The sequence below is a fragment of the Sphingobium sp. SG1 genome, assembly GCF_057063145.1.
On record NZ_JBVVOJ010000040.1, the window covers coordinates 1 to 10,776 of the forward strand.

The 10,776-nt window shown below is 64.0% G+C and carries 19 protein-coding genes; 8 read left to right on the top strand and 11 right to left on the bottom strand.

The features are described from left to right. Window positions 1–157: 157 nt before the first annotated feature. Genes AC0KVN_RS26905 through AC0KVN_RS26955 form a run of 11 tightly spaced genes read right to left on the bottom strand, consistent with a single transcriptional unit; the run spans window position 158 to window position 7,575 of the window. The gene (locus AC0KVN_RS26905) at window positions 158–766 is read right to left on the bottom strand and encodes a hypothetical protein (RefSeq protein ID WP_483656714.1); all 609 of its coding nucleotides are present in this window, start codon (window positions 764–766) and stop codon (window positions 158–160) included. After that, complete coding sequence (locus AC0KVN_RS26910) at window positions 766–918, bottom strand: hypothetical protein (protein WP_483656715.1); 153 nt, start codon at window positions 916–918, stop codon at window positions 766–768. Before AC0KVN_RS26910 ends, AC0KVN_RS26905 begins: the two co-directional genes overlap by 1 nt. Continuing rightward, window positions 918–1,460, bottom strand: coding sequence for an NUMOD4 domain-containing protein (locus tag AC0KVN_RS26915; protein ID WP_483656716.1), 543 nt, complete (start codon window positions 1,458–1,460; stop codon window positions 918–920). The genes AC0KVN_RS26910 and AC0KVN_RS26915 overlap by 1 nt, the downstream gene beginning before the upstream one ends. Continuing rightward, complete coding sequence (locus AC0KVN_RS26920; RefSeq protein WP_483656718.1) at window positions 1,457–1,699, bottom strand: DUF2312 domain-containing protein; 243 nt, start codon at window positions 1,697–1,699, stop codon at window positions 1,457–1,459. Before AC0KVN_RS26920 ends, AC0KVN_RS26915 begins: the two co-directional genes overlap by 4 nt. 28 nt (window positions 1,700–1,727) lie before the next feature. After that, on the bottom strand, window positions 1,728–2,120 hold the full coding sequence (locus AC0KVN_RS26925) for a hypothetical protein (protein WP_483656719.1): 393 nt from the start codon (window positions 2,118–2,120) through the stop codon (window positions 1,728–1,730). 9 nt (window positions 2,121–2,129) lie between these two features. Further along, entirely contained in the window at window positions 2,130–3,281 is a 1,152-nt protein-coding gene (gene dnaN, locus AC0KVN_RS26930; RefSeq protein WP_483656720.1) for a DNA polymerase III subunit beta, read from the bottom strand. A gap of 11 nt (window positions 3,282–3,292) precedes the next feature. Then, window positions 3,293–4,063 carry a GP88 family protein gene (locus AC0KVN_RS26935; protein WP_483656722.1) on the bottom strand — a complete coding sequence of 257 codons (771 nt, stop codon included), beginning with the start codon at window positions 4,061–4,063 and terminating at the stop codon, window positions 3,293–3,295. Then, window positions 4,060–6,723, bottom strand: coding sequence for a DNA methyltransferase (locus AC0KVN_RS26940; RefSeq protein ID WP_483656723.1), 2,664 nt, complete (start codon window positions 6,721–6,723; stop codon window positions 4,060–4,062). The genes AC0KVN_RS26935 and AC0KVN_RS26940 overlap by 4 nt, the downstream gene beginning before the upstream one ends. A 35-nt stretch (window positions 6,724–6,758) precedes the next feature. Next, window positions 6,759–7,202 (bottom strand): hypothetical protein, encoded by a 444-nt coding sequence (locus AC0KVN_RS26945; RefSeq protein WP_483656724.1) that lies wholly within the window; start codon window positions 7,200–7,202, stop codon window positions 6,759–6,761. After that, window positions 7,193–7,369 (bottom strand): hypothetical protein, encoded by a 177-nt coding sequence (locus AC0KVN_RS26950; RefSeq protein WP_483656725.1) that lies wholly within the window; start codon window positions 7,367–7,369, stop codon window positions 7,193–7,195. The genes AC0KVN_RS26945 and AC0KVN_RS26950 overlap by 10 nt, the downstream gene beginning before the upstream one ends. Next, window positions 7,369–7,575: a hypothetical protein gene (locus AC0KVN_RS26955; RefSeq protein WP_313337203.1), complete on the bottom strand. Its 207-nt coding sequence runs from the start codon at window positions 7,573–7,575 to the stop codon at window positions 7,369–7,371. Before AC0KVN_RS26955 ends, AC0KVN_RS26950 begins: the two co-directional genes overlap by 1 nt. Before the next feature lie 47 nt (window positions 7,576–7,622). Between AC0KVN_RS26955 and AC0KVN_RS26960 the strand changes: the two genes are divergently transcribed. The 8 genes from AC0KVN_RS26960 to AC0KVN_RS26995 form a co-directional block, all read left to right on the top strand. After that, window positions 7,623–8,387 (top strand): S24 family peptidase, encoded by a 765-nt coding sequence (locus AC0KVN_RS26960; protein ID WP_483656727.1) that lies wholly within the window; start codon window positions 7,623–7,625, stop codon window positions 8,385–8,387. A gap of 88 nt (window positions 8,388–8,475) precedes the next feature. After that, complete coding sequence (locus AC0KVN_RS26965) at window positions 8,476–8,811, top strand: hypothetical protein (protein ID WP_483656728.1); 336 nt, start codon at window positions 8,476–8,478, stop codon at window positions 8,809–8,811. Window positions 8,812–9,015: 204 nt separating this feature from the next. Further along, window positions 9,016–9,291, top strand: coding sequence for a hypothetical protein (locus tag AC0KVN_RS26970; RefSeq protein WP_017501414.1), 276 nt, complete (start codon window positions 9,016–9,018; stop codon window positions 9,289–9,291). Next, window positions 9,291–9,428 carry a hypothetical protein gene (locus AC0KVN_RS26975; RefSeq protein WP_483656730.1) on the top strand — a complete coding sequence of 46 codons (138 nt, stop codon included), beginning with the start codon at window positions 9,291–9,293 and terminating at the stop codon, window positions 9,426–9,428. Before AC0KVN_RS26970 ends, AC0KVN_RS26975 begins: the two co-directional genes overlap by 1 nt. Then, entirely contained in the window at window positions 9,425–9,565 is a 141-nt protein-coding gene (locus tag AC0KVN_RS26980) for a hypothetical protein (protein WP_483656731.1), read from the top strand. The genes AC0KVN_RS26975 and AC0KVN_RS26980 overlap by 4 nt, the downstream gene beginning before the upstream one ends. Next, the gene (locus AC0KVN_RS26985) at window positions 9,562–10,038 is read left to right on the top strand and encodes a hypothetical protein (protein WP_483656732.1); all 477 of its coding nucleotides are present in this window, start codon (window positions 9,562–9,564) and stop codon (window positions 10,036–10,038) included. The genes AC0KVN_RS26980 and AC0KVN_RS26985 overlap by 4 nt, the downstream gene beginning before the upstream one ends. Beyond that, window positions 10,035–10,325: a hypothetical protein gene (locus AC0KVN_RS26990; RefSeq protein ID WP_483656734.1), complete on the top strand. Its 291-nt coding sequence runs from the start codon at window positions 10,035–10,037 to the stop codon at window positions 10,323–10,325. Before AC0KVN_RS26985 ends, AC0KVN_RS26990 begins: the two co-directional genes overlap by 4 nt. A 1-nt stretch (window position 10,326) precedes the next feature. Further along, window positions 10,327–10,776: hypothetical protein (locus AC0KVN_RS26995; protein ID WP_483656735.1), on the top strand; the 450-nt coding region annotated here is incomplete at its 3' end.

Sequence of the window (10,776 nt, forward strand, 5' to 3'; positions counted from 1 at the left end):
GCGATCTTCTCGCTGTCCGGCGCGCGCAGCTTCGCTGCCAAGGCTTCGGCCCAGCACGTCGTGCGATAGGCTTTCTTGGCGCGCATCTGATCGCGCCGCTTCCCATGGAAGTTCGGCGACAGCTCCTTCGGCGGCCAGGGCAGGCGGACGCTGTGCATCAGATCATCCCCGTGGCAACGCCGCCGAGCGTGAAATCGTGATCAGGCTTGCGGGGCTCGAACTTGCGCACGACGGCGACGCCGGCATTTGCGCGGCGAAGCTGCTCTTTGAACGAGATGCGGCCATTGCGTCGCGATGCGACCTCGGCAGCCATCACCTCTTCGATCTTGCGACGGGCGTCTTCCTTCCGCATGCCCTGCCGGCCAAGGATCTTGCGATATTCGTCCCGAAGGTGCGCCGGGCACCAGCCGAGCACCGTCTCGGTGTGCGACTTCCCTGCGCGGATCCTGGGCTCAGACCCGGGCGTCTGCGCAGCGTGGCCCAGTCCGGTGGCTGCCAATGCCTGCCCGGATAGGCGGCGGCGCTCACGCTCGGCGGGATTGTTGGCGATGGATGCCTGAACACCGGCCTTGCATGCGCGCTGCTGGCGCGACCGGAAGACGGGATCCTGATACAAAAGCTTGATCGTGGCGCTGGCCTTTGCCGCCTTCGCCGGGTCGCGCGCGATCACGGCGGCGCAGCAGTTGCGGCACAGCCGGGTCTTGCGACGCTTGAATTCCTTCAGTTCGCGGCCACAGCCGCCTTCGCACTCGAATGTGCCAGTCATCAGATCTTCCCGAATTTCTGGAGCGCGGCCCGGCGGATCGCACGGTCACGCTTGATGCGACCTTCCATGGCGGCCCGCTCCCGGTCCCGCCGCGCGATGGCGACGGGGTGGGGGAACAGGCGGCGCCAGGCGTTGATCAGCCGGGCGCGCATTATTGCACGTGCCGCCACTGCCGGCCGTGCTTCACACGGCTGACCTGGCTTTGACTGATCCCAAATTGCGCAGCGAACTCCCTCTGCCTGAGGCGATCGGGATTCTGGCGAATGTATCGAACGTCCGCATCCGTCAGCCTAGACCACGAGATGCCTTCGCCCCGGCGCGTAGTGCCATGCTGTATCGCATCCGCGCTGTTTTGTTTTGGAGTGCCGTAATAGAGATTGGACTTGCGATTATTCGATCGGGTGCCGTCTCTATGGCAGACGTATCGACCTTTCGGCCGGGGCCCGACAAAGGCCTCCATCACGAAAGTGCCGACTTTGTCATTCCGACCTTTGTGCTGGATCCAGAGCTTAACGAAGTGATACCCTTTGACCACTGAAGGCTTCAGGATCTTCCCTCGACAGAAAATCTGGTAGGGCCGCCGCCCATCTCGATGAATGGGTATGACGCGATCCAGACTGCGAATGCGCCCCTCGCTGGATGCTTCGTACCACCCTTCAAATCCCGGAATGGGAGCCCAAACCTCTCCCATCATTCCATTCCCAATGCACACAAATAGGTCTGGAGGATCGCCTCCATCTCCTGCCGGTCATGCGGCTGCATCTTCCGCAGCTTGACGATCTGGCGAACGATCTTCGGCTCGTAGCCGGTCGCCTTCAGTTCCAGATAGACATCGCTGATATCCTCGGTGATACCCTTTTTCTCTTCCTCCAGCCGCTCGATACGTTCGATCAGCAGACGGAGCTGGTCGGCGGCGATGTTTCCTTCGGACATTGGTCAGTTTCCTTTCGTGGGGTGATGGTCAGGCGGCGAGCAGCGACAGCTGCCGGCGATCGTGGACGGTGCGGGAGAGCAGCAGGTCTTCGACCTGGCGGGCGGCGTCGGGCCAATCCTTGAGGGATCGCGCGAGCAGAGTGGCGGCCATGGTCCGGTCGCCGTCAATCAAGCTGCGCAGCCCATCAGCCAAATCGCGAGCGTTGGGCTCCATCTCTTCGGGAAAGATGCGACCTTCGCCTTCGACCCAACCTTCGTTTTCGGCTGCGTCGATACACTCATCAATCGCGACCAGGGCGTCAGCATCGAAGGTCTGACCTTCGCTCAGCTCTTTGAAGCTTTCCACGCCGAAGCGATCTGCCAGCCCCTCGAGGCCGTTGAGAGCCTCGGCGACGGTGATGTGAACGTTCAATCTGGGCATGGAAGCCTCCTATGCGCGCATGGGCATGACGCCGGCGGTCACGCCCGGCCGGTCGTCGCTGGTGATGACGATGACAGAGGCTTCGCCGGCGAAGCCAAGCTTGAGGGTCGGCGTCGGGCCGAACATTTTCGCGATGGACTGCGCGTACATAGCGTTCACGCCGACCGCGATCGTGGGGCCGTCATAGCTACCGTCCATTGGCTCGACCGACCGGCTGCCGTCTTGTGCGGTGGCTGATGCCTCGCAATGGTCGCGCGACAGGTCCATGCGCACGCCGCGCGTCTTGCCGTCCGAGGCGCATCCGGCGGCGCGAATTGTGCGATCGAACTCAGCAGATTGGATCGTCATGTGAGCGTCGTGCTGGTCGCGCAGCACACGACGATAGTCCGGATAGGTCGCATCGATGATCTTGCCCTCGATGCTGGCCCGGCCGGTGCCGACCCGATAGAATTTGTCCGAGAGGGCAAGCTCGACCTGGGCACCGTCTTCTGCATCCGCCAGAAAGCGACAGATCAGGTTGACGGCCTTGGTGCCGATGATGCTGTCGCCCATGCCAGCCGCGCCGGCCGGGGCAGGGTGCTTGACCTGCACCACGCGATGGCCGTCGGTGGCGGCAGCGACCAGCTTGTCGCCCTCGATCTGGAGAAAGACGCCGCACAGATAATATCGGGTCTCTTCGGTGCTGACCGCGACGCGCGCCGTGTCCAGGATCTTGAGCAGCGGCGCAGCATCAATGGCGAAGCTGGTCGCATGGGCGAGCGGCTTGGGCATCGGGAAGTCGGTCGACGGCAGCGTCATCAGCTTGCGGCTGGACCGGCCCTGCTTGATCGTCAGCGCGCCATCGGCATGACTGATATCCACCGCGCCGGGCCGCAACGTGTCGATCGCGGTGATCAGCCGATCGGCTTCGACGGTCGTGTCGATCTTGAACCCGGCACAGTCGATGGTGCGCATCGACCAGTGATCGAGGTCGGAGGCGCACACGGTCAGGAAGCTGTCCGCGGCGCGGAGCATCACGTTCGACAGGATCGGGATGGTGTTGCGGCGCTCGACCGTCTGGCTGACCGCGCGCACGGCGGCGAGCAGCGCATCGCGGTCGACGCGAAGCACGGCCGTAAGCGGGGCGCTGGCTGGTCGTTCAAGGGTATCGGCTTCGGTCATGGATGATCCTTTCAGTGGCGAAGGAAGGCGATGGAGCGGGTGGACTGCCAGCACAGGGCGCAGCGGGCGCAGTTCTCGGCCTTGCCGATCTGGGCGGGGCAGGTGATGGCATCGGGATCTTCGGTTTCGCCGTCGGGGATGACGCGGCTGGCGAACCGGTCGCCCGACTTGCCGGACCAGCGCACCGCGAAACGCAGCCAATTGGACGAGGCGATACGATCGATAGCCTGGCCGATCGGATCGCTGACCGGATTGCGCGCGGTGAAGCCGAACACGTTGAGGGCAGGGAAGGCGACCAGAGCTTCCGCCCACAGGTCGACATATTCGACGCTGTAGAAGTCGCCCAACACATGCAGGCGGACCAGGAAGCCGCGCGGATGTTTGCGCTGCAGGTCGGCCAGTTCAGCCCAGAGCATCGCCTCGAACTGCGGGCCATGCACCAGCCGCTGGGCATAGGGCATGCCGTTGCCGTAGCAGGAGCGCCATGTCTTGCAGCTGCGCGGGCAGGTCTTCCGCTCTTCCAGCGTCAACGTGAAGATCGGCGCCATCGTCAGGCGGCCTTTCTCCACGCGGCGCCCGATCTTGCGGCTGTTGTGACCGCTCTTGAGCAGGCGCTTCACGCGCGGATCGTCCACCACGTTGACGGTGGTGGGGAACAGCGTGCGGCCTTCGACCTCGGCGGAGTGGCCGGGCACCAGTACCACGCCGCTCTGCTTGGGCTTGATCGACGGGAAGCGCGACATGGACGAGGCGGCCAGCCGGCGGACGAGCGGGCCGGTCATGCTGCCTTCTCCCGATCGGCGGCGCCCTGCTCCATGTCGAGCAGATCGAACAGAGACGGGACCGCCTTCTGATCCTCGGCTTCCTTCAGGTAGCTGATGCTGTGGGCGAAATAGTCGGGGTTCAGTTCGCTGCCCGCGCCACGACGGCCGGTCAGGATCGCGCGCATGGGCACGGTGCCCAGACCACAGAAGGGATCGAACACCAGGTCGCCCTTGGACGAATAGCGCTCGATCAGCCGGTCGACGATGTCGAACTGGAGCGGGCAGACATGCTTTTCCCGGCCCTTCTGCACCTGCTCGGCATTGAGCGTGCGCATGCGGACGACATCATCCCAGACCTCGGGGTGATGGCTGCCCGGATCGAGTGCCATGAAGGTGCGGGGAAGGTGGCCGCCGGCATGATTGGCACCGCGTGCTTCGATCGTGTCGCCGATGCCGACATGCGCGCGGAAGCTGTAGATCAGGTCGCGCGTCTCTTCGCGGAAGCGCTTGGCCAGCCGGCCGGTGCCCATGTTGGCGAAGCGATCGCTGACTTCCCAGAGCTCATCGATCGTCAGCGGGCGCTCGCCGCTGGAGCGCCAGAATGCGTGGGCATCGATCTGCCAGCGCGCCAGGCTGTAGTCGGCGGCATCCTTGGCGACCGGCGTGTCGGCATAGCCGCGCGTGCGGTCGGTCTGGGGCTTGCGCATCAGCAGCACATATTCAGGGCTGCCCACGCCCATCTTCGTCCCGTCCTTCAGCATCTCGCTGTAGGACAGGCGATAGGTCTGGTTGTTCTCGCGCACGACGTCGGTGACGACGGTGATCATGCCCATGAACTGGAAGCCGTGCGCCATATAGTGGGCGATGCACTTGGCGTGGAACGGGTTGACCGTCGGCACGCCCTGGCCGGTGACCGACCCGAACAGGATCCGGTCCTTGACGTGGATGCAGGCCAGCCGGCCGGGCGCGAGGGCGCGCAGCAGGTTCGGCGTGAGATAGTCCATCTGCGCGAAGAAGTGCGCGTCGTCGTCGGTGTGGCCGAAGTCGTTATAGCTCGGTGTATATTCATAATGGTTGCTGAAGGGGATCGAGGTGACGATCAGGTCGACCGAACCTTCGTCCAGCCGCGCAGCCTCATCGACGCAATCATTGTGCGCCAGCCGCCAGCCTTCGCCGGTGGCCTCGCGGCGCTCCACGCCGATCGAGCGCTTCACCAGCTCGGCGGCGGCGCCGTGGTGCAGGCCATAGCGGCGGATGAGCGCGGACATGGTTTCGCGGAACTCGTCGTCGCGCGCCCACTTCGCCTGAAGCTCCCGCACGACCTCGGTTTCCGTCTCGGCGTGGATGATGTCGATCTCGACCGGCTCAGACTGGCCGAAGCGCTGCACGCGGTGGATCGCCTGGATGAAGTCGCGGAACTTGAAGCCGACGCCGGCGAAGATCTCGCGATGGCAGTGGCGCTGCAGGTTGACGCCGCCGCCCAGCATGATGGGCTTGGCGCCGATCAGCTGCAGGTCACCGTCGGCGAAGCGGCTGACGATGCCTTCGCGCACGTCCAGCTTCTGGCTGCCATAGACGGTTTCGCAGGCGGGAAGGACCTTCTCCAGCGCGCGGCGCTCGTCTTCCAGGTCGTGCCACAGGATGAAATGATCATCGGGCGACGCGGCGACGATCTCGGCGGCCTTGGCGATGCGGGTGTCGAGCGTGCGACGCTTCTCGCGCGAGGCTTCGACCACGCCCAGCGCCGTGTCGCGCATCAGGCGGCCCTGGCCGTTCGCTTCCGGCTCGGCGTCGGCGATGTCGGCTTCGACGCAGTGCCAGCGCACGGTGATCGGCGGCAGATCATAGCCTTCGTCGGAATAGCCCAGGTCGCTCGGGCGCTGGATGCAGACGGCCCAGCTGTTCACCCAGGTCCAGAATTCATCGACCTTGTGCGGATACAGGGTGAGGTCGCCGGCCTTTTCGCTGTTGCGCTGGAAGAAACGGGTCAGGGCCTGCCCGGTGTCCATGATGCCGAGGAACCCGGCATAGTGGATCATTTCCTTGTATCGGTTCGGCGCCGGCGTGGCGGTGGCAACGTGGCGATAGGGGATCGCCTCGAACAGCGGCAGGAACTCCTGATAGGTCTTGGAGCCGAAGGAGCGCAGCACGTCCGCCTCGTCCAGGCTGGCCCAGCCGAACTGGGAGACGTTGATCTTGCCTTCGCGAACGCTCTCGTAATTGGTCAGGAACAGCGGGAGCGTGGCGACACCCGATGTGTCTGCCAGCACAGCCGCGATGTCGGCTTCGGACTGCACGAACGCCACAGGGATATCGAGCAGCGCGGCATCGTGCAGGAATTCGCGCCGCACATTGAGCGGCAGCACGATCAGACCCGCGCAACCGGCCTTGGCGCAGATGATCGACCCGATCAGCAGCTGCTGCATCGTCTTGTGCAGGCCGAAGCTCTCGAACAGCGCGCGCCGGCCGCCTTCCACCGCCCAGCGGACGATATGGCGGACATGATCCTTCATGAGCCGGCCGTCGGTCAGGTGCGTCGGGATCTCGTCCAGCGAGCAGGGCAGGCCTGCGGGCAGGGCGAGGGGAGCCTTCGCTTCGAGGAAGGTCCGATATTCAGGCAAAGAGATACCGTTCGCGGAACCGGCATCGACCGGCGCCGCGCTGTTCGCGCTATCCATGTTCTCACTCCTGGGCGGTCAGCCGCCGGCTAAGTTCAGTTCCGATGAATGATGTGGGCCCGAAGCGTCGGGATCAGGGCTTCCGCTTTTTCGGAGAATATCGCCTTCTCGCGCGGATCGATGATGCCATCGGCTAGGAACTCGTTGCCGTCGGCGACAAGCTGCGAAGCCTGGGCGAGTGCGCGGCGCATGCAGGCCGCTTCCTCATCCTCGATCCGCGGGGGCGCGCAGAAGCCCATGGCGCCGCAGACCTTGGCCCAGGCGGGCGCTGGCAGCTGCGCGAAGACGCGCATCATCATCGGCGCGGGCATGGCGGGCGGAGACTGCTCGACATAGCTGCGGAGCGTGCCTTCCTTGTCGCCGGTGGCGAGGCTGAGGTCTTCCCAGCTGATCGCCTTGCCCCGGCCGACGAACATACGCAGCGTGTCGGCGATCACGCGTTTTCCGACCTCGTCGGCAAGACTGTGGTTCATTTCCATGGTGAAACCTTCGCAACTGCGGCATTTTTGCCGACATGAAAGAGATTGATGATCGCGCCAGCCGCCAGGCCATCCAGATCCGCCACCGACCGGTGCGAGCGGTAGGGGTAGGGGTAGGGGGCGACGACGTCGGCGGGCGTGCGGGTGCGGATGAGGCCAGCGCGCATCAGGCGGCCCTCCGATATCCGGCCATGAACTCGATGATCTTCTGGCCCGTGCGCAACGTCATGGACCGGTTGTTGCGAAGTCCGCTGATCAAATTGCCATCTCCGACGGCTCGGCGACCGAAGGTCGTTGGAGATATGCAGTTCTCAGCGCAGAATGCCTCGATCTTTGCCAGCATCTCGGCATCGGTTGGGATCATCTGTTCCATAAATCCTATTTAGCTGGATAAATCCTACTATGCAAGTTGGAAACGTCATGCTGGCGTATGGTCGCCCTGTGTGGGATTTATCCGCCATGACGGAACATTCTGACGCCGATGATTCAAAGGGTGCCGCGCTCTATGAGCGCCTGATGGCGCTAAAGCCTGAGGGGCTCGCGCCGACCAAGTGGGCGCTGGATGCCGGCGTAAACCGTGGCTTTTTCACGAACCTGAAGGGAAAGGGCGGCGGCGTGCGAACGGACAGTTTGCGCAAGCTACTCACATACATTGGTAAGACTGAGGCGGACCTGGTCGGCGCGAGTGATGTTCCGCCAGCGAACGCCAAACCCGTCGAATTTGAAGGGGCGTCGCTAGAACGCCTGCCAGAGAACTTGCCGGTGTATGGTACGGCGCTGGGAGCGGAGATGCTGATTGAAGGCGAGAGGATTGAGCAGACGACGCTAAACACCGGGGATGTCATCGAATATCGTAGGCGCCCACCTGTCTCGCACGGTGTCGAAAAGGTCTATGGCCTCTACGTCCAGGGCTCGAGCATGTACCCGGCGCATCGCGATGGAGCGTTCCTGTTTGCTCAGCGGGACGCCAGGTTGCGCGTTGATGACGATGTTGTGGTTTATCTTCGTCCCAAGGATGAGAGCGACGACGGATCCCGCGCCGTCTGCGTGCTAGTTAAGCGGCTAGTCAGACGATCTGCGCAGTATGTCGAGTTAGAGCAGTACAATCCGGCCAAGGTGTTTCGTATTGAAATGAACGATGTTCTGCGTATCGATCGTGTTCTGACAACCGATGATTACACCTAAAGGTGTGATTTTCGTCACAGCCTGAATTGCGGCCCAGTGCTACTCGGGCGCGCGCGTAACTGTCTTCAATATGCGCATAGGGGGAATTATGATTCGTGGATTGATCAGCGGCACTATTTTGGTTGCATCTTTGGCCGGATGCGCGTCGACGAACGAAGTGCTGAGCGATGCGCCAAAGGAAGTTTTCCGGACGCCGAAGAGTGCTGACGAGGTCGCGTTTTGCCTCGCGAACAAGAACAACACGGCGCCTATGCCCCGCGACGACGGGTCTCGCGTGGTGCTGATCAAAAACGGTTACGGCGGTGTTTCGATGGCCTTTTCTGTTTACCCGGATGGTACGGGGAGCCGCATCGAGTATCGCAAGAAATTCGGCACGATTGGTGGCGCCTGGAAGCAGTGCGTAGGGCTCAAGCCGGCGGAATAACACCTCTCTGTTGCCAAGTATCGACAGGCCCCGCACGCTCAAACCGTGCGGGGCTTTTTTATGTCGTGTTTCCAATGTTGTAGGAATTTGACGTCGGTTAAATCCAACTTGCAATTGACGAGTAGGAATTATCCGACTATTTAATCTCCCATCACCTGACCTCGCCGGATCGGCCGGCGACGCGAGACGGTGGGGAGATATGGCATGCATGCCATCAGCTTTACCGTAGGCTCGGCCGCCGCTGGCGCGATTGCGCAGCAGCAGGCGCTTGAGCATCGCGAAGACTTCGACGCGTATCGCACGCTCGACCTGATCAAGATGGGCTTCCAGAGCGCGAGCCAGGCGGTCGACATCCTTGCGGCCGACCCGGCCGAGACGCGCGCCTGCCTGATCCACGGCGCCAGCCGCCTGCTGGCCGCTGCTGACCGGCTGGACCCTGCCGCGCCGCCCGCCAACGTCTTTCCGCTGGGCGCCGCGTGATGAGCATCGCCCTGCACATCCTCTCCACCGTCGTCGCCGTTGCGCTGATCACCGTGTCCTGCGCCGCCATCGCCGCAGAGTTTCGGCGGTACGGCCGCAAAATGCTTGCGGCTCTGCTCATGGAGCCGCGCCCGTGACGGCCAAATTCCACACCACCGGCCGCGATCCGCTCGTCGTGCCCCGCACCACGCCCTGGCAGCGCGAGCGCGCCGGCGGCCCGATCCTTCCCATGCACCAGCCGCGCCGCTGGTGGCACATCTGGAGGCGCGCATGATCGCCACCTTCCATTCCGATCCGGTGGAACTGCTCAAGGCGATGTGGCGCGGCAACGCCGCCATGTCGAGCCTTCTGCCGCTGGACGGGAAGCTCGCCGCGATCGAGGCGGCCAAGGCCGGCGCGACGCCGACCGAAGCCATGTATTTCGGCCAGGGCTATCGCCTGCCGACGGGTTGGGGGTGGGACCGCGTCGCCCAGGTGCGGGCGGCGCATCATATCGCCTCCCACCTCGTTCCGGTCGCGCTCGATGGCCCGGCGATCGCCTGGGGCGTGCCGATGATCGAAGGCAAGTTCCTGCAGCGCCCGCGCGGGCCGATGGCGCCGCGCGTCTTCCACCGCGCCAACACCTTCTACGTGATCGAGCTGCCGGCCGATGACGACCTCAATGCCCATGCCGAGGCGAACCCTGGCACGGTGCGGATCGAAGACATGTTCGGCAATGTCCTCTGGCCGGAGGGCACCGAGCAATGATCGACGTCGCGACCATCGCCTCTATGGCGGCGCACAAGGCCGAGCGCCTGCGCCGGCTGAACAACCAACCCCCACTGTCCGACTGCGTCGTTATCCCTCTGACGGCGCATCGGGCAGGAGCCTCGGACGACCTCGCCCCCTTTCATGGGTCGCCATCCTCCCCGCGCGGACCGGTCATCGAGGCTGATCGGTCCGCCTACCAATCCGATCCGGGCGACGAATGCCCGTGCCCCATCTGCACCAGCGACTGCGCACGCATTGTGCCGTGCCAACGGGAGAATGACTGACATGTCGAAGATCGAGCAGTTCACCGAAGCGCTCTACCGCGCTGGCGTCCCGTATGAACGGGAGGGCGATGCAATCACCGTTCGCGGGCATCACGTCGATCTGCGCGGGCTGACCTCGCTGCCCGAGGGCACGACCTTCAGCAACGGCGGCTACGTCGATCTGCGCGGGCTGACCTCGCTGCCCGAGGGCACGACCTTCAGCAACGGCGGCTACGTCGATCTGAGCGGGCTGACCTCGCTGCCCGAGGGCACGACCTTCAGCAACGGCGGCTACGTCGATCTGCGCGGGCTGACCTCGCTGCCCGAGGGCACGACCTTCAGCAACGGCGGCTACGTCGATCTGCGCGGGCTGACCTCGCTGCCCGAGGGCACGACCTTCAGCAACGGCGGCTACGTCGATCTGAGCGGGCTGACCTCGCTGCCCGAGGGCACGACCTTCAGCAACGGCGGC

Excerpts from the sequence above, each read along its gene's own strand:
- AC0KVN_RS26905 (WP_483656714.1), bottom strand. The coding sequence starts at position 766 with ATGACTGGCACATTCGAGTGCGAAGGCGGCTGTGGCCGCGAACTGAAG.
- AC0KVN_RS26910 (WP_483656715.1), bottom strand. The coding sequence starts at position 918 with ATGCGCGCCCGGCTGATCAACGCCTGGCGCCGCCTGTTCCCCCACCCC.
- AC0KVN_RS26915 (WP_483656716.1), bottom strand. The coding sequence starts at position 1,460 with ATGATGGGAGAGGTTTGGGCTCCCATTCCGGGATTTGAAGGGTGGTAC.
- AC0KVN_RS26920 (WP_483656718.1), bottom strand. The coding sequence starts at position 1,699 with ATGTCCGAAGGAAACATCGCCGCCGACCAGCTCCGTCTGCTGATCGAA.
- AC0KVN_RS26925 (WP_483656719.1), bottom strand. The coding sequence starts at position 2,120 with ATGCCCAGATTGAACGTTCACATCACCGTCGCCGAGGCTCTCAACGGC.
- dnaN (WP_483656720.1), bottom strand. The coding sequence starts at position 3,281 with ATGACCGAAGCCGATACCCTTGAACGACCAGCCAGCGCCCCGCTTACG.
- AC0KVN_RS26935 (WP_483656722.1), bottom strand. The coding sequence starts at position 4,063 with ATGACCGGCCCGCTCGTCCGCCGGCTGGCCGCCTCGTCCATGTCGCGC.
- AC0KVN_RS26940 (WP_483656723.1), bottom strand. The coding sequence starts at position 6,723 with ATGGATAGCGCGAACAGCGCGGCGCCGGTCGATGCCGGTTCCGCGAAC.
- AC0KVN_RS26945 (WP_483656724.1), bottom strand. The coding sequence starts at position 7,202 with ATGGAAATGAACCACAGTCTTGCCGACGAGGTCGGAAAACGCGTGATC.
- AC0KVN_RS26950 (WP_483656725.1), bottom strand. The coding sequence starts at position 7,369 with ATGCGCGCTGGCCTCATCCGCACCCGCACGCCCGCCGACGTCGTCGCC.
- AC0KVN_RS26955 (WP_313337203.1), bottom strand. The coding sequence starts at position 7,575 with ATGGAACAGATGATCCCAACCGATGCCGAGATGCTGGCAAAGATCGAG.
- AC0KVN_RS26960 (WP_483656727.1), top strand. The coding sequence starts at position 7,623 with ATGCTGGCGTATGGTCGCCCTGTGTGGGATTTATCCGCCATGACGGAA.
- AC0KVN_RS26965 (WP_483656728.1), top strand. The coding sequence starts at position 8,476 with ATGATTCGTGGATTGATCAGCGGCACTATTTTGGTTGCATCTTTGGCC.
- AC0KVN_RS26970 (WP_017501414.1), top strand. The coding sequence starts at position 9,016 with ATGCATGCCATCAGCTTTACCGTAGGCTCGGCCGCCGCTGGCGCGATT.
- AC0KVN_RS26975 (WP_483656730.1), top strand. The coding sequence starts at position 9,291 with ATGAGCATCGCCCTGCACATCCTCTCCACCGTCGTCGCCGTTGCGCTG.
- AC0KVN_RS26985 (WP_483656732.1), top strand. The coding sequence starts at position 9,562 with ATGATCGCCACCTTCCATTCCGATCCGGTGGAACTGCTCAAGGCGATG.
- AC0KVN_RS26990 (WP_483656734.1), top strand. The coding sequence starts at position 10,035 with ATGATCGACGTCGCGACCATCGCCTCTATGGCGGCGCACAAGGCCGAG.